This is a genomic window from Bradyrhizobium sp. cir1 (assembly GCF_014198245.1).
Classification (GTDB): Bacteria; Pseudomonadota; Alphaproteobacteria; order Rhizobiales; family Xanthobacteraceae; genus Bradyrhizobium.
In genome coordinates this window covers 31,490-52,792 of sequence record NZ_JACIHE010000006.1, presented here as the reverse complement: position 1 = coordinate 52,792, position 21,303 = coordinate 31,490, and the positions used below count along the sequence as shown (strand labels likewise).

Sequence of the window (21,303 nt, the reverse complement as noted above, 5' to 3'; positions counted from 1 at the left end):
CTTTTCTCAAAACACATTGAGAGCACTGGACGCCCGGCCAACAGCCGATGGGTATCCATATGGAACTACGCCTTTACGATACGCTGACGAAGGAGAAGCGGCCGTTCGTGCCGCTCGATGCGAAGAACGTCCGCATGTATGTCTGCGGACCGACCGTCTATGACTTCGCCCATATCGGCAATGCGCGGCCGGTGATCGTATTCGACGTGCTGTTTCGGCTGCTGCGCCATCTCTATGGCGAGGCGCATGTCAAATATGTCCGCAACATCACCGACGTCGACGACAAGATCAACGACCGTGCCGCGCGTGACTTTCCCGGCCTGCCGCTGAACGAGGCGATCCGCAAAGTCACCGAGCAGACCGGCAAGCAGTTTCACGCCGATGTCGATGCGCTCGGTGCGCTCAGGCCGAGCGTCGAGCCGCGCGCGACCGAGCATATCGCCGAAATGCGCGAGATCATCGAAAGGCTGATCGCCGGCGGCTTTGCCTATGCCGCTGAGGACCATGTGCTGTTCTCGCCGCAGGCGATGAATGCGGCCAACTCCTCGCTGCCGCGCTACGGCGCGCTGTCCAATCGCTCGCTGGACGAGATGATCGCCGGCGCTCGCGTCGACGTCGCGCCCTACAAGAAGGGCAACACCGACTTCGTGCTGTGGAAGCCCTCCAAGCCGGGCGAGCCGTCATGGCCGTCGCCGGCCGGCATCAAGGCCGAGGGGCGTCCGGGCTGGCACATCGAGTGCTCGGCCATGGCGTGGAAGCATCTCGGCGAGCACTTCGACATTCATGGCGGCGGCATCGATCTCGTGTTTCCGCATCACGAGAACGAGGTCGCGCAGACCTGCTGCGCCTTCCACCAGCAGCGCATGGCGAACTACTGGATGCACAATGGCTTCCTGCAGGTCGAGAGCGAGAAGATGTCGAAGAGCCTCGGCAACTTCATCACCATCCACGAGCTGCTGAAGGACTGGCCGGGTGAGGCGCTGCGTCTGAACATGCTGAAGACGCATTACCGTTCGCCGATCGACTGGACCATGAAGTCGCTGGAGGAGAGCGCCAGGACGCTCGACGACTGGTACCGCGTCGCCGCCGACGTCGTGCCAGGCGGGCCGGCTGCGTCCGTGGTCGAGCCGCTGCTCGACGACCTCAATACGCCGCAGGCGATCGCGGCGCTGCACGGCCTGCGCAGCAACGATATCGCCGGTCTCGCGGGCTCGTTGCGGCTGCTCGGCTTCCTGTCCGAGAGCGCTGCGCAGTGGGAGGGACGCAAGCAGCAGGCGAGCGGGGTCGATGCCAAGGAGGTCGAGCGGCTGATCGCCGAGCGGACGGCGGCGCGCGCGCGGAAAGACTTCAAGGAGTCCGACCGCATCCGCGATCTGCTCGCCGCAATGGGCGTTGCGATCAAGGACTCCAAGGAAGGCACGACCTGGGAGATATCGCGATGAAGCGGCCCGACACGCCTTTCCCGCGGCACTGGCTCTATTACATCGCGCTGAAGATCCTGCTGCTCGGCGCCGCGGTGGCGATCGTGCTGAAACTCTATGGGATGTGGTGAGGACGATGGGACAGACTTTGCCAAAGCCCGCACTTAGGCCGTTCCTGCCTGATGACGTGCCGGTGCTCGCTGCGATCTTCACCGCCAGCATCGAACAGCTGACCGGCGACGACTACAGCGAGGCACAGCAGCAGGCCTGGATGGAGGCGGCGGAGGACGAGGAGTTCGGCAAGCGGCTCGCGTCCGACCTGACGCTGATCGCGACGCTCGAGGGCTCGCCCGTCGGCTTCGCCTCGCTGCGGGGCACCGATCACATCCGCATGCTCTACGTGCATCCGGCCGTCAGCGGGCAGGGCATCGCGACCATGCTGGTCGACGCACTGGAGAAGCTTGCCGGCAGCCGCGGCGCCAAGAGTCTGACGGTCGATGCCAGCGACACCGCGGAAGGCTTCTTCGCCAAGCGCGGCTACACCGCCCAGCAGCGCAACAGCGTCACCATCAACGACGAGTGGCTCGCCAACACCACCATGAAGAAGACACTTGGAGCTGCGCCATGAGCAAGGAGCGTCTCTATCTGTTCGATACTACGCTGCGCGATGGGGCGCAGACCAATGGCGTCGATTTCACGCTGGCCGACAAGCAGATCATCGCGGCGATGCTCGATGACCTCGGCATCGACTATGTCGAGGGCGGCTATCCCGGCGCCAATCCGACCGACACTGAGTTCTTCGGCTCCAGGCCGAAGCTCAATCATGCGCGCTTCACCGCCTTCGGCATGACGCGCCGGGCAGGGCGCTCGGTCTCCAATGATCCCGGCGTCGCGGGCCTCTTGGAAGCGAAGGCGGATGCGATCTGCTTCGTGGCGAAGTCGTCGGCCTATCAGGTGCGGGTCGCGCTGGAGACGACCAAGGAGGAGAACCTCGCCTCGATCCGCGACAGCGTCGCGGCGGCGAAGGCGACCGGCCGCGAGGTCATGCTCGACTGCGAGCACTTCTTCGACGGCTACAAGGAAGATGCGAGCTTCGCGCTCGCCTGTGCGAAAGCTGCGTACGAGGCCGGCGCGCGCTGGGTGGTGCTGTGCGACACCAATGGCGGCACCATGCCGAACGAGATCGAGGCCATCGTCACCGAGGTGACAAAGCACATCCCCGGCGATCACGTCGGCATCCACGCCCATAACGATACCGAGCAGGCGGTAGCCAATTCGCTGGCCGCGGTGCGCGCCGGTGCGCGGCAGATCCAGGGCACGCTGAACGGCCTCGGCGAGCGCTGCGGCAACGCCAATCTCTGTTCGCTGATCCCCACGCTGAAATTGAAGAAGGACTTTGCCGACGTCTTCGAGATCGGCGTCACTTCCGAGAAGCTGGCGACGCTTGTCAAAGTCTCGCGCACGCTCGACGACATGCTCAACCGCGTGCCGAACCGGCATGCGGCCTATGTCGGCGAGAGCGCCTTCGTCACCAAGACCGGCATCCATGCCTCCGCCGTGCTGAAGGATCCGCAGACCTATGAGCATGTGCTGCCGGAGCTGGTCGGCAATCACCGCAAGGTGCTGGTGTCCGACCAGGCCGGCCGCTCCAACGTCATCGCCGAGCTCGATCGCGCCGGCATTGCTTACGAGAAGAGCGATCCGAAGCTGACGCGCCTCGTCGAGGAGTTGAAGGAGCGCGAGGCACAGGGCTACGCCTATGAATCCGCCAACGCCTCGTTCGATCTGCTGGCGCGCCGCACGCTCGGCAAGGTGCCGCATTATTTCGAGGTCGAGCAGTTCGACGTCAATGTCGAGCAGCGCTACAACGCGCTCGGCGAGCGCGTCACGGTGGCGCTGGCCGTGGTCAAGGTCGATGTCGCCGGCGAGCACCTGATCTCGGCTGCCGAGGGCAATGGTCCCGTCAACGCGCTCGACGTCGCGCTGCGCAAGGACCTCGGCAAGTACCAGAAGTACATCGAGGGATTGAAGCTGATCGACTACCGCGTGCGTATCCTCAACGGCGGCACCGGCGCGGTCACGCGGGTCCTGATCGAGAGTGAGGATGAGAACGGCGACAGCTGGACCACGGTCGGCGTATCCCCGAACATCATCGACGCCTCATTCCAGGCGCTGATGGATTCGGTGATCTACAAGCTCGTGAAATCGGGCGCGCCGGCGTAAGCCCACGACGACGACTGTCATACCCCGCGAAAGCGGGGTATCCAGTACGCCGCGGCCTCTCCGCAAACGCCGCGGCGTCTCGGAGTGCTGGATCGCCCGGTCAAGCCGGGCGATGACAGCGGAGGGTGAGGAAAGGGCAGCACATGATCGACCACATCTCCGTCGGCGTCAGCGATCTCGATCGCGCCGCAAGATTCTACGAGACGACGCTCGCGGCCCTCGGTCTCAGCCGCCTCGTCACGCGGCCGCGGACGGTCGGCTTCGGCAAGGCCTATCCGGAGTTCTGGATCAACTTGCGCGAGGGCATGCCACGCGTCGGACCGGAGAGCGGCGTGCACATCTGCCTGCGGGCAAAGACCACGGCCGAGGTCGATGCGTTTCACGCAGCGGCGCTAGCGACTGGCGGCGCGTCCGATGGCGCGCCGGGCATCCGGCCGCACGATCGTGTGCGCTACTACGCCGCCTTCGTCTTCGATCCTGATGGTAACCGGATCGAGGCGGTGACGTTTCCGAGTGAGTAGCTCTTACAGCTTGCGCGCGACTTCCGGGGCGAGCTGCTTTTCCGCTTCGGCGATCTGTGCGGCAGCCGCCTTCAGCTTCGGCAGGATCTCCTCGACGCGATCGGCCTTGATGATGTCGACCGACAGGCCGGCGCGGATGAACTCGGTCTGGCGCATGTGCGACAAGAGCGAGAACAGCGGCTCCCAGAAATTGTCGATATTGGCGAGCAGCACCGGCTTGGCGTGACGGCCGAGCTGCTTCCAGGTCAGCTGCTCGACCAGCTCCTCCAGCGTGCCGACGCCGCCCGGCAGCGCCACGAAGGCATCGGAGCGTTCGAACATCAGTCGCTTGCGTTCGTGCATGTCGGGAGTGACGATCATCTCCTGCACGCGGGTCAGCGCGTTCTCGCGCAGCCGCAGGAATTCGGGGATAATGCCGGTGACGGTGCCGCCGTGATCCAGCACGGAGGTTGCAACCGAGCCCATCAGGCCGAGCGAGCCGCCGCCATAGACCAGGCGGATGTTGTTTTCGGCGAGCGCTCTGCCGAACGCCTTGGCGCCTTCGGTGAAGCGGGGATTGGTTCCGGGGCCGGAGCCGCAATAGACACAGACGGTTTTGATCGTGCTCATTGGTGCCATGATGCATTGCAGCGAAGAGGCGTCAAGCCCAATCGGTGATTCGGACTGCCCGGAAATCTACCGGTAAATGGCGAGAAACAATCGAAGATTCGCCATCTGGCGGGGTGCGCGGGCATCGGGAAAGCTCTATATGACAAGCGAAAATCGTTAATCGCAGCGACGCCCGCATCCGGCGGGCTTTCAGGTTTCTTGATGGACCAACCCCAATCGTTCGACGGCGCCGACGTTCCTGATCCTCCCGCTGGGGGACCGCTGGAGCGGGCCACGCTGATGGGCACGCTCGCGCATCTGTGGCCCTATATCTGGCCGGGCGACCGCTTCGACCTGAAGATGCGCGTGGTCTGGTCGCTGGTGCTGCTGCTCGCCGCCAAGCTGATCACGCTCGCGGTGCCGTTCAGCTTCAAATGGGCCACCGATGCACTGACCGGCGCCAACACCGCGCCTGTAGCGGCGGACAATTGGCAGCTCTGGGTGATCGCTTCGCCCTTGCTGCTGACTGCGAGCTACGGCGTGATGCGCATCCTGATGGCGGTGCTGACGCAATGGCGCGACGGCATCTTCGCCCGCGTCGCCATGCATGCGGTGCGCAAGCTCGCCACCATCACCTTCATCCACATGCACGAGCTGTCGCTGCGCTTTCACCTGGAGCGCAAGACCGGCGGCCTGACGCGCGTGCTGGAGCGCGGCCGCGAGGGCATCGAGGTCATCGTGCGCATGGTGATCCTCCAGCTGATCCCGACCATCGTCGAGGTCTCGCTCCTGATGGCCGTGCTGCTCTGGCAGTTCGACTGGCGCTACGTGGTCGCGACGCTGATCACGGTCGCGGTCTACATGTACTACACCTACATCGCGACCGAGTGGCGGATCGGCATCCGCCGCAAGATGAACGATTCCGACACCGAGGCGAACACCAAGGCGATCGACTCGCTGCTCAACTACGAGACCGTGAAATATTTCGGCGCCGAGATGCGCGAGGCGCAGCGCTACGACAAGTCGGTGGAGCGCTACGAGGAAGCCAGCGTCCGCACCTATACCTCGCTCGCTGTGCTCAATACCGGCCAGGCCGTGATCTTCACGATGGGACTGACTGCGACCATGCTGATGTGCGCGATCGGCGTGCGCAACGGCACCAACACGGTCGGCGATTTCGTGCTGGTCAACGCCATGATGATCCAGCTCTACCAACCCCTGAATTTCATGGGCATGGTGTATCGCGAGATCAAGCAGGCGATCATCGACATCGAGAAGATGTTCAACGTGCTGGGGCGCGAGGCCGAGATCAAGGACGCGCCCGACGCGCAGCCTCTGGCCGTTTCCGCCGGCACGGTGCGGTTCGAGGACGTGCGCTTTGCCTATGAGCCGACGCGGCCGATCCTGAAAGGCATCAGCTTCGAGGTGCCGGCCGGCAAGACCGTTGCGATTGTAGGTCCCTCCGGCGCAGGCAAGTCGACTATCTCGCGGCTCCTGTTCCGCCTCTATGACGTTTCCGGCGGCAAGATTTTGATCGACGGCCAGGACATCCGCGAGGTCACGCAGGCCAGCTTGCGCGCCGCAATCGGCATGGTGCCGCAGGATACCGTGCTGTTCAACGACACCATCCGCTACAACATCCGCTATGGCCGTTGGGATGCCAGCGATGCCGAAGTCGAGGAGGCCGCGCGACTTGCGCAGATCGATCATTTCATCCGCATGGCGCCGAAGGGCTACGAGACCCAGGTCGGCGAGCGCGGCCTGAAATTGTCGGGCGGCGAGAAGCAGCGCGTCGCGATCGCGCGCACGGTGCTCAAGGCGCCGTCGATCCTGGCGCTGGACGAGGCGACCTCGGCGCTCGACACCCATACCGAGCACGAGATCCAGGGCGCGCTCGACCGCGTCGCCAAGAACCGCACCTCGCTGGTGATCGCGCACCGGCTCTCGACCATCGTCGGTGCCGACGAGATCATCGTGCTGGACCAGGGCCGCATCGCCGAGCGCGGCACCCACGCGAGGCTGCTCGCGCTGGGCGGCCTTTACGCCAGCATGTGGAACAGGCAGCGCGAGGCGGAGGCGGCGCGCGAAAAACTGGCCAAGATGGCCGATACCAGCGAGGCGCCCAACCGGGAGCCGCCGCCGGTCGCCGACGTCCTGACGACGCCGGCGGCCGCGGAGTGACCTTGTCTCCGGTCCCAACTCTGGCCTAAACAAGCCCACCGCGCGGGGACGCCCCGCGTGCCAACAACTTCAGGCGGCAGATAGCGATGTCCATTCTCGATTCGATCCAGCGTCAGATCCCGCCGATCCACAAGGAGGGCTATCCCTTCATCGGCGGCTTCGCGCTGGCGAGCCTGATCCTGTTCTGGCTGTGGTCGCCTTTGGGATGGATCGGCACGATCCTGACCGTGTGGTGCGCGCTGTTTTTCCGCGACCCCGTCAGGGTGACGCCGGTGCGCGAGGGTCTCGTCGTGTCGCCGGCCGACGGCCGCGTCTCGATGATCACCATGGCGCTGCCGCCGGCCGAGCTCGGGCTCGGCGACCGGCCGCTGCCGCGCATCTCGGTGTTCATGAGCGTGTTCAACTGCCACGTGAACCGCAGCCCGATCGCGGGCAGGGTGGACCGCATCGCCTACCGGCCCGGCCTGTTCATCAATGCCGAGCTCGACAAAGCGAGCGAGGACAATGAGCGCAACTCGCTCGTCATCTCGACGCCCAATGCGCGGATCGGCGTGGTCCAGATCGCAGGCCTCGTCGCCAAGCGTATCGTCTGTTTCGTCAAGGAGGGGCAGGCGATCGGCGCCGGCGAGCGCTTCGGCCTGATCCGCTTCGGCTCGCGGCTCGACGTCTACCTGCCTGTCGGCACCAAGGCGCTGGTCTCGGAAGGGCAGACCGCGATCGCCGGCGAGACCATTTTGGCCGACCTCGTCGGCGAGGACCCCAGCCGCGCCTTCCGGGCCAATTAACCAAAGTCGGTCCTTGCGGGCCTTCCGCCGCAATGGCGGAAGGGAACGGGGCTTGCTATATCTCGCCTTAGGATAAGGACGAGCCATGACGCCCTATGACTTCAAGAATCCTGACGTTCGCCGCCGCCGGTTCCGCCCGATTCCGGTGCGGATGCTGGTGCCCAACGTCATCACGCTGCTGGCGATCTGCGCCGGGCTGACCGCGATCCGGCTGTCGATTGAGGGGCGGATGACGCTCGCCGTCTACGCCATCGTGTTCGCGGCCGCGCTCGACGGCATCGACGGCCGCATCGCGCGGCTGATCAAGGGCCAGTCCAAATTCGGCGCCGAGCTCGACAGCCTCGCCGACTTCGTCAATTTCGGCGTCGCGCCCGGCCTGATGCTGTATTTCTGGCAGCTGCACGAGCTGGGCAATGCCGGCTGGATCGCGGCCATGGTGTTTGCGATCTCCATGTGCCTGCGGCTCGCGCGCTTCAACGCCACGCTGGACGATCCGAACAAGCCGGCCTTCGCTGCCAATTTCTTCACCGGTGTGCCGGCACCGGCCGGCGCTATCACCGTGATGTTGCCGATCTATGCGGCGTTCCTGGATCTTGGCCGCTGGCCTGCGGCGCTGACGGCCGGCTACACGCTGCTGATTGCCTTCCTGATGGTGTCGCGCCTGCCGGTGTTCTCCGGCAAGAGCATGCGCATGCGGGTGCCGCCCGAGCTGGTGTTGCCGGCGTTTGTCGCGGTGATCTTCTTCATTGCGCTGCTGATCAGCTATCCCTGGTACGTGCTGTCGATCGGAACGGTGCTGTATCTTCTCGCTTTGCCGCTCGGCTACAAATCCTACCGCGACCAGGCGCGGGCGATGGAAGCCACCGCGCCGTCGGGAGGCGAGGTCCCGTCGCCGCCGTCGGCACCGACATTGGCGAATTTGTCGGAGCCGCCGCACGACGACGACCGGCCGGGACGGCTGCATTGAGCGGCGACACGCGGATATCTGCCATGAGGCCCCCTGAGTTGGGTTGAAGCCTGATCTCGGCTATATCGCCCTGTGCCGGGCGGCATCGCGCCAACAGCGACCGCCAATCTGGGAGAGAACGCCGTGACTGATAAAGCGACCGGGCCGCTGCCCGCTTCCGTCCTCGAAGCGCTGGGCCGCTACGACACCCCGACGATCTGCAATGCCATGGAGATCGTGGCGCCCGAGCGCCGGCTGATCGGCTACACCACCAAGCAACTGGTCTGCCCGTTTCCCGACCTGCCGCCGATCGTTGGCTATGCCCGCACCGTGGCGATCCGCTCGGTGCTGAAATCCTCGCTTGCACCGGAAGAGCAGTCGAAGCGCCGCATCGAATATTACGAATATGTCGGCACCGGTCACGGTCCGCGCATCTCGGTGATCCAGGACATCGACGGTCCCGACGTCGGCTACGGCGCGTTCTGGGGCGAGGTGCAGAGCAACGTCCACAAGGCGCTCGGCTGCCTCGGCGTCATCACCGACGGCTCGATCCGCGACATCCCGCAATGGGCCCCTGGCTTCCAGGCGCTCGCCGGCTCGATCGGCCCGTCGCATGCCTGGGTGCATGCGGAAAGCTTTGGCGGCGAGGTGCGTGTCGCCGGCATGACCGTGAAGTCGGACGATCTCATCCACGCCGACCAGCACGGCGCCATCGTGATCCCGCTCGACGTTGCTGCAAAGCTGCCTGAGGCCGCCGAGCTCTGCGGCCGCCGCGAGACGCCGATCCTGGAGATCGCCCGCAGCCCCGACTTCTCGCTGGAGAAGCTGAAGGCCGCGCTGAAGCGCTCGGCGGAGATCCACTGACTGAGCGACCTATGGCCGTGACGCCGGTCGCGGGCCGCCTTGTTCCAGAAACAGGGCGGCCTGATCGGGCTCGCCGAGCACGGCGGCGGCACATCCGATCAGGGTGAAGCCGCCGGCAAGATCCCACAGGGTAACGTCGTCTGCGCTGTCGGGGCAGTGAAGCAACCGCGCTACGATCACCGCGAAGGCGGCCTCGACAAACAGCAGCGCGCTGAAAGCCGGCAGCACGAGCTCCGGCTCGAGCAGATGGAACGCCAGCACCGCAGGCAGCGCGGTGAGAAGACTGAACAGCGTCAACATGGCGAAATGGCTCCGGTGATGGAGCATGTCGTCTCGCGATAGAATACCGCATGATCCCTCGTCACGGATGTGGCGCAGGGCCGCAGTCGGAGGATGTACAATGAAGATGAAGGGCAAGACGGTCCTGATCACCGGGTCCACTGACGGCGTCGGCCGCTACGTCGCGCGCCGGCTTGCCGAAGAAGGCGCAAGGGTCCTGATCCATGGCCGCGACGCGGCACGCGCAGAGTCGCTGAGCGACGAGCTCATGAAGGCCGGCGGTGTCGCGCCGACCTTCTATCAGGCCGACTTGTCGTCGATGTCGGGCACGCGCGCACTCGCCGAGGCTGTGAAGCGCGATCACCAGCGCCTCGACGTCCTGGTCAGCAATGCCGGCATTGGCTCGCAGAATGACGGGCCGCAGCGGCAAGTCAGTGCCGACGGTCACGAGCTGCGATTTGCCGTGAACTATCTCGCCGGTTTCCTGCTCGTCCATCTGTTGCTGCCGTTGCTGAAGGCCACGGCGCCTTCGCGCATCGTCAATGTCGCCTCGCTCGGCCAGCACCCGATCGATTTCGACGACGTCATGATTACGAAGGGCTACAGCGGTTCACGTGCCTATGCGCAGAGCAAGCTTTCGCAGATCATGTTCACGATCGATCTTGCGGAAGAACTGCAAGGCACCGGCGTGACCGTGAACGCGCTGCATCCCGCGACCTATATGAACACCACGATGGTGCGCGCCGGCGGCATCACGCCGATGTCCACAGTGGAGCAAGGCGGTGCTGCCGTCCTGCACCTCGTCGAGGGCGACGACGTCGCAGGCAAGAGCGGATTGTTCTTCAACGGCATGAACGAGGCGCACGCCAATCCGCAGGCCTATGATGTCGAGGCCCGCAAGCGCCTGCGCGCACTCAGCCTGAAACTGACGGGCCTGTCGTCCTAGCACGCCCGGTTATGGTTAGCGAAGTGTTGAGATCAGTGTCGCTGGACGACAATCGCAGCGCCTGCGGCACGGCGTACCACACTGTCCGGACTTAACCTTTACGCGGCTTTAAGGGCGGCGCTCTAGGGTTTCCGATGCGGTTCGGGGTTGGGCCGCGCCAGCGGCCAGGACGGCCGTTGTTGCGTACGCGTTGGAGTCTCCCATGGATATCATGACGGGCGTTGGGCTCACGGCGGGCATCATCGTCATCACGGCGATGATCCTCATGGGCGGCGACCTGCACATGTTCATCTCCGAACATGCGATCATCATCATCTTCGGCGGCTCGATCTCCGCGACGATGATCCGCTTTCCGCTCTCGGCGCTCCTGCACGGCCTTCCGCTCGGCGCCAAGTTCGCCTTCACCATGAGCCGGCTGTCGGCCCACGACCTCGTCGACGAACTCGCCCGCATCGCCGAAATCGCCCGCAAGCAGGGCCCGGTGGGTCTCGAAAAGGTCGAGACCGACGAGCCCTTTCTCGCCAAGGGCATCCGCTACGTCGCCGACGGCTACGACCTCGACTTCATCCGCGACAATCTCGAGCGCGACCGCGACAACTTCCTGATGCACCTCGACGAGGGCAGCAAGATCTACCGCGCCATCGGCGACTGCGCCCCGGCCTTCGGCATGATCGGCACCCTGATCGGCATGGTGCAGATGTTCGCCAACATGACCGATCCTTCCAAGCTCGGCCCGTTCATGGCGACCGCGCTGCTCGCTACGCTTTACGGCGCGCTCGTTGCGAACCTGTTCTGTCTGCCGATCGCCGACAAGCTGCACGGCAAGCTGCTGGACGAAGAGACCAACCGCACCCTCATCATCGACGGCATCCTGATGATCCGCGACTCCAAGAGCCCGACCCTGGTGCGGGAAATGCTGCTGGCCTATCTGCCGGAGAAGCATCGCAACGCCGAGGGCGAGCCGGTGCCGGCCTAAGGCCGCTCCGCGGGATCAACAGAGATGGCCAAGAAGAAGCGCGGCGATGCTCACGGCGGCGGTCACGGCTGGTTCGTGACCTTCGCCGATCTGATGGGCCTGATGATGAGCTTCTTCGTGATGCTCGTCGCGTTCTCGACGCAGGACGCCAACAAGCTGAAGATCGTTGCCGGCTCGATGCGCGACGCCTTCGGCGTGCAGAGCGAGGCGCGCTACGCCGGCATCGTCGAGTCCGACGGCCTGCCGACACGCCCGCGACTGAAGAACGTCGATCACATCCAGCCCGAGGATGCCTCCAACACACCGACGCCGGACCAGGAGGATCGCGACCGCACGTCGGGCGCCAAGATGAAGATCGACCGCAATTTCGCGCTCGCGGCGGCCTCGCTGCGGCAGGCCCTGCAGGACATGCCGGAACTGACCGAGATGTCCAAGCACATCATGTTCGAGGAGACCAAGCAGGGCCTCAACCTGGAGATCGTCGACCAGGATGGACGCTCGATGTTCGCCGACGGCTCCAAGGTGCCCTATGACCGCACGCGCCGGCTGGTCGAGAAGCTCGCCATCCCGCTCAAGGCCACGCCGCTGCGCGTCTCCATCGCCGGTCACACCGCGGCCGGATTCGTGCCGGGCCGCAGTGATTACGGCGCCTTCGATCTGTCGGCCGACCGCGCCAATGCCGTGCGCCAGATACTCGAGCGCGAGGGCCTGCCGGCCTCGCACATCTTCGCGGTCTCCGGCAAGGCGGACACGCAGCCGCTGTTTCCCGACGATCCCTCGCTCGCCGCCAACCGGCGCGTGACCATCACGCTGATGCGCGAAGATCCGCCGCTGCCGCCGAATTTGAAGCCCTGATCCCCTGTTGATCCCCTTGCGCTACCATCTTACCTGAGGCATCTCGTCGCGCCGGCGACGAGGGTCGTCGCGCCGTCGCAGCATCCGGCTCGGTGCCTGCTATGCTGTACTGATTGACAGACACGCAGGAAGCGTCAAAAGGCGCCGGATCAAATTCAGGGACGAAACGTTTTCCACCCTCATGGCGGCGAGCATCACACAGACCGAGACCCAGGAAGGGCCGGTCACCTCGGGTTTTTGGGCCCTCACGCTCGGGAGCATCGGCGTTGTCTTCGGCGACATCGGTACCTCGCCGCTCTACGCATTCCACGAGGCTGTCAGGGGCGCGGCTGGCGGTGAGCCGGTCTCGCGGGTGATCGTGCTCGGCGTGCTCTCGCTGATCCTGTGGGCACTCCTGATCGTCGTCACCGCCAAATACGTCCTGCTGCTCTTGCGCGCCGACAACAACGGGGAGGGCGGCACGCTCTCGCTGATGGCCCTTGGACAGCGCGCGCTGGGACGACGGAGCTGGTTCCTGCTCGCCCTCGGCGTCGTCGGCGCCTCCATGTTCATCGGCGATTCCATGATCACGCCGGCGATCTCGGTGCTGTCGGCGGTCGATGGACTGAAGCTCGCGACGCCTGCGTTCGAGCACTATGTCGTGCCGCTCACGGTCCTGATCCTGGCGCTGCTGTTCGCGGTGCAGAGCAAGGGCACCGCGCTGGTGGCATCCGCCTTCGGACCGGTGATGGTGATCTGGTTCACGGTCCTGGCGGTGATGGGCGCGGTCCACATCGCGGACGATCCGTCGGTGCTGGCGGCGATCAATCCCTATTACGCGCTGCAATTCCTGTTGACGCACGGCACGATCGGCCTGGTGACATTGGGAGCCGTGTTCCTCGCGGTGACCGGCGGCGAGGCGCTTTACGCCGATCTCGGCCATTTCGGCCGCAAGCCGATCCAGTCCGCCTGGATGTTCTTCGTGCTGCCTTCGCTGCTGATCAACTATTTCGGGCAAGGCGCCCTGGTGCTGTCCGATCCCAGCGCGATCGAGCACTCGTTCTACCGCATGGTGCCCGAGAAGCTGGTGCTGCCGCTGGTCGGGCTTGCGACCGCCGCGACCGTGATCGCGAGCCAGGCGGTGATCACCGGGGCCTATTCGCTGGTCTATCAGGCCGTGCAACTCGGCCTCTTGCCGCGCTTCGAGGTGCGCTACACCTCCGAAAGCCATGCCGGCCAGATCTATCTGCCGCGCGTGAACCGGCTGCTGCTGATCGGCGTGATGCTGCTGGTGCTGTTGTTCCGCACGCCCAGCGGCCTCGCCTCGGCCTATGGCATCGCGGTGTCCACCACGATGGTCGCCGACGGCATCATGGGCTTCATCGTGATCTGGAAGTTGTGGAATTGGCGCGCCGCGGCCGCCTCGGTCGTGATCCTGCCCTTCGTCATGGTCGACATGACCTTCTTCAGCGCCAATTTGCTCAAGCTGCTCGAGGGCGCGTGGGTGCCGCTGCTGTTCGGCGCCACCATGGCGGCCACGATCTGGACCTGGCGGCGCGGCTCCGGAATCCTGATCCAGAAGACGCGCCGGATCGAGGTGCCGCTGGATGACCTGATCCGCAGCCTGGAGAAGCGGCCGCCGCACATCGTCAAGGGCACGGCGGTGTTCCTGACCAGCGATCCCGCATTTGTGCCGACCGCTCTGTTGCACAATCTCAAGCACAACAAGGTCCTGCACGAGCACAACGTGATCCTGACCATCGAGACCGCGCCAACGCCGCGGGTCGATCTGTCCGAGCGCTTCCGCATGGAGAAAGTCAGCGACAAATTCTCCAAGGTCCGGTTGCGCTTCGGCTTCATGGAGCAGCCGAATGTCCCCAAGGCGCTGGCGATCGCGCGCAAGCAGGGCTGGCAGTTCGACATCATGTCGACGTCGTTCTTCGTGTCGCGAAGGTCGCTGAAGGCTTCGGCGCAGTCCGGCATGCCGCTCTGGCAGGACCATCTGTTCATCGCGCTGAGCCGGTCGGCCAACGACGCCACCGACTATTTCCAGATTCCGACCGGGCGGGTGGTTGAAGTCGGTACCCAGGTCACCATCTGAGGTCACCATTTGATCCGAATTGACCCACCTATGCGAATTCTGCATGGTGAGGGCCCAAAATCGGGCTAGGCTATGCCGATAGCGCAGGACTATAAGCCGCGCGCTCTTCCGCCGTAGTGCAGTGAAGCATTTTTTAGAGGCCACCGGGCTCTCCCATGACCAGTGACGTGACAGTTCCCGCCCCGGAGACGGCGGCGGCCAACGGGCATGGCGACGCCCACACCACGGCCGGCTTCGGCGCACTGACGCTCGGGAGCATCGGCGTCGTCTATGGCGATATCGGCACCAGCCCGCTCTACGCGTTCCGCGAGGCGGTGATGGCGGCTTCAGGCGCCGAAGGCGCGCCCACACCGGCTGCCGTTCTCGGCGTGGTCTCCCTGATCCTGTGGGCGCTCATCGTGGTGGTGACGCTCAAATACGTCGTGATCCTGCTCCGCGCCGACAACAACGGCGAGGGCGGTACCCTGGCGCTGATGGCGCTGGCCCAGCGCGCGGTTGGAACCGGCGGGGCGACCATCGTCCTGCTCGGCATCATTTCCGGCGCGCTGTTCTACGGCGATGCCGTGATCACGCCGGCGCTCTCGGTGCTGTCGGCGATCGAAGGCATGAAGGACGTCACGCTGACGTTCGAGCCTTACATCGTCCCGCTGACGGTGGTGATCCTGGTCTGCCTGTTCGCGGTGCAGTCGCGCGGCACGGCGCGCGTTGCGGCCTTCTTCGGCCCGATCATGTGCGTCTGGTTCGCGGTCCTCGCGGCGGCGGCGATCCACCCCATCATCGAGCAGCCGCAGATCCTGTTCGCACTGAACCCGCTCTATGCGGTATCCTTCATGCTCCACCACGGCATCATTGGCTTCGTGACCCTGGGCGCGGTGTTCCTGGCCGTGACCGGCGCCGAGGCGCTCTATGCCGACCTCGGCCATTTCGGCAAGCGGCCGATCCAGACCGCCTGGCTGTTCATTGTGCTGCCGTCGCTGGCGCTGAATTACCTTGGGCAGGGGGCGCTGGTGCTCGGCGATCCCGGCGCGATCGTGAGCCCGTTCTTCCAGCTCTTCCCGCAAGGCTTTGTCCGCGGCGGCATGGTCGTTCTCGCCACGGTTGCCACCGTGATCGCGAGCCAGGCGGTCATCACTGGTGCCTATTCGCTGACGCGCCAGGCGATCCAGCTCGGGCTGCTGCCGCGGTTCGAAATTCGCCATACCTCGGAAGCCCATTCCGGCCAGATCTTCATCCCGCGCATCAACCAGCTGCTGCTGGTTGCAGTGGTGCTGCTGGTGCTGCTGTTCCGCTCCTCCAGCGCGCTGGCGTCCGCCTACGGTATCTCCGTCACCGGGACCATGGTGGTCACGGCGATGATGGGCTTCGTGGTGATCTGGAAGGGCTGGCGGTGGTCGCCGCTTGCGGCCGGCGCGCTGATTGCGCCGTTCCTGTTCCTCGATCTGACCTTCCTGACCGCGAACCTGTTGAAGGTGTTCGAGGGCGGCTGGGTGCCGCTGGCGCTCGGTGCGGTCATGATCATCCTGATGTACACATGGCGGCGCGGCAGCCGGCTGCTGTTCGACAAGTCGCGCAAGCTCGAGTTCCCGCTCGCCGACCTCGTGGCGATGCTGGAGAAACGGCCGCCGCAGCGGGTGCCCGGCACTGCCGTGTTCCTGACCTCGGACCCGCTCAGCGCGCCGACCGCGCTGATGCATAGTCTGAAACACTACAAAGTGCTGCACGAGAAGAATGTCATTCTCACCATCGAGACCGCGCAGACCCCGCGGATCGATCCGGCCGAGCGCGTCAGGCTGGAGCAGATCTCACCGACCTTCTCCAAGGTGACGCTGAAGTTCGGCTTCATGGAATCGCCCAACGTGCCGAAGGCGCTCGCGATCGCCCGCAAGCTCGGCTGGCAGTTCGACATCATGTCGACCTCGTTCTTCCTGTCGCGGCGGGCGCTGAAACCGGCCGCCCATTCCGGCATGCCGCGCTGGCAGGACCGGCTGTTCATCTCGCTGAGCCGCTCCGCCAACGATGCCACCGACTATTTCCAGATCCCGTCCGGCCGGGTGGTCGAGGTCGGCACGCAGGTGACGATCTAACTCTACCGCTGTCATCGCCCGGCTTGACCGGGCGATCCAGTATTCCAGAGGCCGGCGTTAAAGAGCTCGCTCTCGCCGCATCCGCCGCAGCGTACTGGATCCCCCGCCTTCGCGGGGGATGACATCGAGTATGGGCCCCGAAAGCTGCACTTCAAGTCGCTGCGATTTAGCTTTAACTTGCGCCGCGCGGCTCAAGCCTTTGTGGCGCTTGATTTTCGTTTCCCGAGAGGCGAGGTTGCCGCGCGCCGGGATCGCCCCGGCATGCGCCTTGCGACGTTGGAGGATGAAGTGGCAAACCAGGTACAGGATCTGACCCCGGACGAGGTCTCCAAGGGTGTCGTGGAGGGGCGTTATCTGCTCGTCGACGTCCGTGAGCCGAACGAGGTCGAGGCCGAGGCCTATCCCTACGGTGTCGTGGTTCCGCTCTCGACTTTCGACCCCAAGGCGATTCCCGATCCCGCCGGAAAGGAGGTCGTGTTCGCCTGCCGCTCGGGCAAGCGCTCGGTGACGGCCTCGCTGGCGGCGCAGGCGGCGGGCCTGCCTTATGACAAGCATCTGGCCGGCGGCATGCTGGGCTGGAAGGCGGCGGGTCTGCCCAGCAAGGTCGGTGGCTGATCGGCCCCGATGTCTAACAAGATGTCCAAGAGTTCGTCCCTGAACAAGGTCTTCGCCGACCTCCCCGTCACCATCTTCGAGGCGATGTCGCAGTCTGCGCGCGACAACAACGCCATCAATCTCGGCCAGGGCTTTCCCGACGATCCAGGGCCCGAGGACATCCGCCGCGCCGCGGCCGAGGCCTCGCTGAACGGCTATAACCAGTACCCGTCGATGATGGGCCTGCCGGAGCTGCGCCAGGCGATCGCGACCCATTACGGCCACTGGCACGGCCTCAAGCTCGATCCGATGAGCGAGGTGATGGTCACCTCCGGCGGCACCGAGGCGCTGACCTCGGCGATCCTCGCGGTGGTGCAGCCCGGCGACGAAGTCGTCTGCTTCCAGCCGGTCTATGATTCCTACCTGCCGATCATCCGCCACGCCGGCGGCATTCCGCGCCTCGTCCGGCTCGAGCCGCCGCACTGGCGGCTGAACGAGGACATGCTGAAAAGCGTCTTCAATTCAAAGACCAAGGCGGTTCTGTTCAACAATCCTCTGAATCCCTCCGCGGTGGTCTATCCGCGCGAGGACCTCGAGCTGCTCGCGCGCTACTGCCAGGAGTTCGACGTCATCGCGATCTGCGACGAGGTCTGGGAGCACGTCACCTTCGACGAGCACAAGCACATCCCGCTGATCACCATCCCCGGCATGCGCGAGCGCACCATCAAGGTCGGCTCGGCCGGCAAGATCTTTTCGCTGACGGGCTGGAAGATCGGTTTCGTCTGCGCCGCGCCACAGCTCTTGCGCGTCGCTGCCAAGGTGCACCAGTTCCTGACCTTCACCACCGCGCCGAACCTGCAGGCCGCCGTCGCCTACGGCCTCGGCAAATCCGACGACTATTTCCTGTCGATGCGCAAGGACCTGACGCGGAGCAGGGACCGCCTGACCAAGGGGCTCGAAAGCCTCGGCTTCCCCGTGCTGAAGTCGCAGGGCACCTACTTCCTCACCGTCGACCTGTCGCCGCTCGGGCTCAACGAGAGCGACACCGAGTTCTGCTGGCGGATCGTCAAGGACTACAAGGTCGCCGCGATCCCGGTCTCGGCGTTCTACGAGCAGGACCCGGTGACATCAGTGGTGCGCTTCTGCTTTGCCAAGAAGGACGAAACCCTCGACACCGCGCTGGAGCGGCTGTCGGACGCGGTGCGTGGACGCAAGAAGTAGACAGAGATGACGAACGTCAGCCGCTCGGGGTTTCGCCTCGGTCTTGCAATCGCCGCAGCGCTGACGTTGCTCTCCGCTCCCGCCGGGGCGGAGGAGCGGGTCGTCAACTTCTACAACTGGTCCAACTACATGGCGCCGGATGTCCTTGAGAACTTTACCAAGGAGACCGGCATCAAGGTGGTCTACGACACCTTCGACGCCAACGAGACGCTGGAGACGCGCCTGATGGCCGGCAAGTCCGGCTATGACGTCGTGGTACCCACTGCCTATTTCCTGCAGCGCCAGATCAAGGCCAACATCTTCCAGAAGCTCGACAAGTCGAAGCTGCCGAACTTGGCCAACGCCTGGCCGGTCGTGACGCAGCGCCTCGGCATCTACGACCCCGGCAACGTCTACGCCGCCAACTACATGTGGGGCACGACGGGCATCGGTTACAACGTCGCCAAGGTGAAGCAGATCCTGGGGGCGGACGCCAGGATCGACAGCTGGGACATCGTCTTCAAGCCGGAGAACCTGGCAAAATTCAAAGACTGCGGCGTGCACATGCTCGATTCCGCCGACGACATCTTCCCGGCGGCGCTGAGCTATCTCGGGCTCGATCCGAACTCGACCAAGCAGGCGGACCTGGAGAAGGCCGCCGACGTAGTGGCGAAGGTTCGCACGTCGGTGCGAAAATTTCACTCCTCCGAATATCTGAGCGCACTCGCGACCGGCGAGATCTGCTTCGTGGTCGGCTGGTCCGGCGACATCATGCAGGCCCGTGCCCGCGCGGCCGAAGCCAAGAAAGACGACAGTAGCGGCATCGAGATCGGCTACACCATCCCTAAGGAGGGCGCGCAGATGTTCTTCGACAATCTCGCGATCCCCGCGGATGCCAAGAACGTTAGGGAAGCCTACGAGCTGATCAACTATCTCTACCGCCCCGACGTTGCCGCCAAGAACTCGGACTTTCTGTCCTACGCCAACGGCAACCTCGCCAGCCAGAAGCTGGTCGATCCGAAGATACTGAACGACAAGAACATCTATCCGGACGAGGCGACGCTCGCAAAGCTGTTCGTCATCACGGCGCGCGAGCCGGCGACCCAGCGCATCATCAACCGGCTCTGGACCAAGGTGAAGACGGGGCGCTGAGTGCGGCAGTTCCAAATTCGCTATCGCGCCCGAATTGGAGTATTATCTGCTCCAGTCAAGTAGATTGGGTCCTAATCAATGACAGAGCATCCTCGCATTTCGCTTGCGCCTGATGTGCTCGCGGGCAAGCCCGTGATCCTCGGGACCCGCATCGCGGTGGAGTTCATCATCGGACTAATGGCGGACGGCTGGACGGAGGCCGACATTTTGGCGAACTACCCCGGCATTTCACGCGAAGACATCCTTGCGTGCCTAGCTTATGCGCGCGACTCGCTGAGTGTCGAAAGGGTTCATCCAAGCGCTGCTTGAGATGCGCTTCCTTGCCGACGAGAATTTTCCTGGCTCGGCGGTGGCCGTACTTAGCGCGTCTGGTCACGACGTCGTCTGGATCAGGACTTCTGCCCCCGGCAGCAGCGACCCTGAAGTGTTGGCGCAAGCTTCGCACGAACAACGTATCTTGCTCACCTTCGACAAGGATTTTGGGGAACTGGCGAAAGCGGCCTCGCTGCCGGCCACATGCGGCATTGTGCTCTTGCGCATCCCTCCGGCTGCTCCCGGGCGGATCGGCAGAGTGCTCGCTGAACTGATTTTGGCCCGTGACGATTGGGCGGGACATTTCTCAGTTATCGAGCCCGGGCGAGTCCGAATGCGCCCGCTTGGCAAGTAGCGCTACCGCCACCTTCGATGCAGCCAGAGCCACTGCTCGGGATGCTCGCGCACCCAGCTCTCCACCACGCTCGTGATCGCCTGCGTCGTGCCCTGGATGTCGATCTTGCCGGCGGCGTCGCGCACCGGCTGGACTTCTTCCGTCAGCTCGCCGCGGAAGCGGCCGCCGGGCAGGCGGATGATACGGACGCCGTGGATCGGGCATTCGATCTGGCGCAGCAGGCGCGCCAGCATCGGATTGGCGCGGGTCTTGCGGCCGAAGAAGGTGACCTCGACGCCGGCGGTCAGATACTGGTCGATCAGCATCGCGACGTGCTTGCCGTCCTTCAGCGCCTGTGCAAGGCGCAAGGGCGCGTCGCGGCCGGCCGGAATCAGCGTGCCCATGTTGACCTGGCGCATCTCCTGGATGATGCGGTCGGCAGACGCAATGTTCGGCCGGCGGTAGAGGATCGCGGTATCCAGCCCGTGCGCGACGCCGGCGAGCGCCGGCAATTCCCAATTGGCCAGATGCGCGGCAAAGATCAGCGCCGGCTTGCCGTCGTCGCGGATCTGGTCGAACAGCTCGATGCTGCGCGCCGGGAGTTCGATCCGGCTCTTTTCCGGGCGATCGCGGTCGTAATCCCAGACATGGTCGATATGGGCGAATTCGGCGCCGACGCGGCCGAGATTGTCCCACACGCCCATCAGGATGTTTTCGATCTCCTCCGGCGACTTCTCCGGAAAGGCCGCAGTGAGGTTGGCGCGGCCGATGCGGTGCTCGCGCAGGCGCGGGCCGATCGTCTTCACGACGCGTGCGAAAAAGTCCGAGGTCTTGACCGGATCGAAATAGCGCGTGGTGCGCAGCATGCCGACCGTGGCGGCGCCGATCAGGCTGCCGCCGATGGATTTGGCAGCCTGCCGCGCGCGGGCCTTCGTGCTCGCAGTCAGCAGCGCCATGCGCCC

21 protein-coding genes are annotated in these 21,303 nt (G+C 64.7%); 18 read left to right on the top strand and 3 right to left on the bottom strand.

The window, feature by feature from the left end; all coding sequences use genetic code 11:
* Positions 1-59: 59 nt before the first annotated feature.
* From cysS to GGD63_RS14910, 4 genes are all read left to right on the top strand, one after another.
* Positions 60-1,442 (top strand): cysteine--tRNA ligase, encoded by a 1,383-nt coding sequence (gene cysS, locus GGD63_RS14925; protein WP_183243189.1) that lies wholly within the window; start codon positions 60-62, stop codon positions 1,440-1,442.
* A gap of 115 nt (positions 1,443-1,557) precedes the next feature.
* Positions 1,558-2,049: a GNAT family N-acetyltransferase gene (locus GGD63_RS14920; protein WP_183243187.1), complete on the top strand. Its 492-nt coding sequence runs from the start codon at positions 1,558-1,560 to the stop codon at positions 2,047-2,049.
* Positions 2,046-3,644 carry a citramalate synthase gene (gene cimA / locus GGD63_RS14915; protein WP_183243185.1) on the top strand — a complete coding sequence of 533 codons (1,599 nt, stop codon included), beginning with the start codon at positions 2,046-2,048 and terminating at the stop codon, positions 3,642-3,644. The genes GGD63_RS14920 and cimA overlap by 4 nt, the downstream gene beginning before the upstream one ends.
* Positions 3,645-3,787: 143 nt before the next feature.
* The gene (locus tag GGD63_RS14910) at positions 3,788-4,165 is read left to right on the top strand and encodes a VOC family protein (RefSeq protein ID WP_183243183.1); all 378 of its coding nucleotides are present in this window, start codon (positions 3,788-3,790) and stop codon (positions 4,163-4,165) included.
* A 3-nt stretch (positions 4,166-4,168) separates the two neighbouring features.
* Here the strand turns inward: GGD63_RS14910 and GGD63_RS14905 are convergent, their stop codons facing one another.
* Positions 4,169-4,774, bottom strand: a complete 606-nt coding sequence (locus GGD63_RS14905; protein ID WP_183243181.1) for a TIGR00730 family Rossman fold protein — start codon at positions 4,772-4,774, stop codon at positions 4,169-4,171.
* Positions 4,775-4,975: 201 nt separating this feature from the next.
* Between GGD63_RS14905 and GGD63_RS14900 the strand changes: the two genes are divergently transcribed.
* The 4 genes from GGD63_RS14900 to GGD63_RS14885 all read left to right on the top strand — a co-directional run bounded on the left by GGD63_RS14900 (position 4,976) and on the right by GGD63_RS14885 (position 9,529).
* Positions 4,976-6,934 carry an ABC transporter ATP-binding protein/permease gene (locus GGD63_RS14900; RefSeq protein ID WP_183243179.1) on the top strand — a complete coding sequence of 653 codons (1,959 nt, stop codon included), beginning with the start codon at positions 4,976-4,978 and terminating at the stop codon, positions 6,932-6,934.
* Between the two features lie 80 nt (positions 6,935-7,014).
* Positions 7,015-7,719: a phosphatidylserine decarboxylase gene (locus tag GGD63_RS14895; protein WP_312013300.1), complete on the top strand. Its 705-nt coding sequence runs from the start codon at positions 7,015-7,017 to the stop codon at positions 7,717-7,719.
* A gap of 85 nt (positions 7,720-7,804) precedes the next feature.
* Positions 7,805-8,686 (top strand): phosphatidylcholine/phosphatidylserine synthase, encoded by an 882-nt coding sequence (locus tag GGD63_RS14890; RefSeq protein WP_183243175.1) that lies wholly within the window; start codon positions 7,805-7,807, stop codon positions 8,684-8,686.
* 123 nt (positions 8,687-8,809) lie between these two features.
* Positions 8,810-9,529 carry an RraA family protein gene (locus GGD63_RS14885; protein WP_018645539.1) on the top strand — a complete coding sequence of 240 codons (720 nt, stop codon included), beginning with the start codon at positions 8,810-8,812 and terminating at the stop codon, positions 9,527-9,529.
* Between the two features lie 9 nt (positions 9,530-9,538).
* On the opposite strand, the gene GGD63_RS14880 is transcribed toward GGD63_RS14885, so the two are convergent.
* Complete coding sequence (locus tag GGD63_RS14880) at positions 9,539-9,856, bottom strand: hypothetical protein (protein ID WP_246785480.1); 318 nt, start codon at positions 9,854-9,856, stop codon at positions 9,539-9,541.
* Between the two features lie 73 nt (positions 9,857-9,929).
* On the opposite strand from GGD63_RS14880, the gene GGD63_RS14875 reads away from it, so the two are divergent.
* From GGD63_RS14875 to GGD63_RS14830, 10 genes are all read left to right on the top strand, one after another.
* The gene (locus GGD63_RS14875) at positions 9,930-10,754 is read left to right on the top strand and encodes an SDR family NAD(P)-dependent oxidoreductase (protein WP_183243173.1); all 825 of its coding nucleotides are present in this window, start codon (positions 9,930-9,932) and stop codon (positions 10,752-10,754) included.
* Positions 10,755-10,956: 202 nt separating this feature from the next.
* Complete coding sequence (locus GGD63_RS14870) at positions 10,957-11,730, top strand: motility protein A (protein ID WP_183243171.1); 774 nt, start codon at positions 10,957-10,959, stop codon at positions 11,728-11,730.
* 24 nt (positions 11,731-11,754) lie between these two features.
* Entirely contained in the window at positions 11,755-12,585 is an 831-nt protein-coding gene (locus GGD63_RS14865; RefSeq protein WP_183243169.1) for a flagellar motor protein MotB, read from the top strand.
* Positions 12,586-12,766: 181 nt separating this feature from the next.
* Positions 12,767-14,665, top strand: a complete 1,899-nt coding sequence (locus GGD63_RS14860) for a potassium transporter Kup (protein ID WP_183243167.1) — start codon at positions 12,767-12,769, stop codon at positions 14,663-14,665.
* A 155-nt stretch (positions 14,666-14,820) separates the two neighbouring features.
* A complete protein-coding gene (locus GGD63_RS14855; protein ID WP_183243165.1) occupies positions 14,821-16,749 on the top strand; it encodes a potassium transporter Kup in 1,929 nt (642 codons plus the stop codon).
* Between the two features lie 288 nt (positions 16,750-17,037).
* On the top strand, positions 17,038-17,364 hold the full coding sequence (locus GGD63_RS14850; RefSeq protein WP_183243163.1) for a rhodanese-like domain-containing protein: 327 nt from the start codon (positions 17,038-17,040) through the stop codon (positions 17,362-17,364).
* Positions 17,365-17,385: 21 nt separating this feature from the next.
* Positions 17,386-18,564, top strand: a complete 1,179-nt coding sequence (locus GGD63_RS14845) for an aminotransferase (protein ID WP_183243707.1) — start codon at positions 17,386-17,388, stop codon at positions 18,562-18,564.
* Between the two features lie 6 nt (positions 18,565-18,570).
* Positions 18,571-19,695 (top strand): polyamine ABC transporter substrate-binding protein, encoded by a 1,125-nt coding sequence (locus tag GGD63_RS14840; protein WP_183243161.1) that lies wholly within the window; start codon positions 18,571-18,573, stop codon positions 19,693-19,695.
* 78 nt (positions 19,696-19,773) lie between these two features.
* Complete coding sequence (locus tag GGD63_RS14835; protein WP_183243159.1) at positions 19,774-20,004, top strand: DUF433 domain-containing protein; 231 nt, start codon at positions 19,774-19,776, stop codon at positions 20,002-20,004.
* The gene (locus GGD63_RS14830) at positions 19,973-20,362 is read left to right on the top strand and encodes a DUF5615 family PIN-like protein (protein ID WP_312013273.1); all 390 of its coding nucleotides are present in this window, start codon (positions 19,973-19,975) and stop codon (positions 20,360-20,362) included. The genes GGD63_RS14835 and GGD63_RS14830 overlap by 32 nt, the downstream gene beginning before the upstream one ends.
* A gap of 2 nt (positions 20,363-20,364) precedes the next feature.
* Here the strand turns inward: GGD63_RS14830 and GGD63_RS14825 are convergent, their stop codons facing one another.
* Entirely contained in the window at positions 20,365-21,297 is a 933-nt protein-coding gene (locus GGD63_RS14825; RefSeq protein WP_183243157.1) for a lipid A biosynthesis lauroyl acyltransferase, read from the bottom strand.
* Positions 21,298-21,303 lie beyond the last annotated feature (6 nt).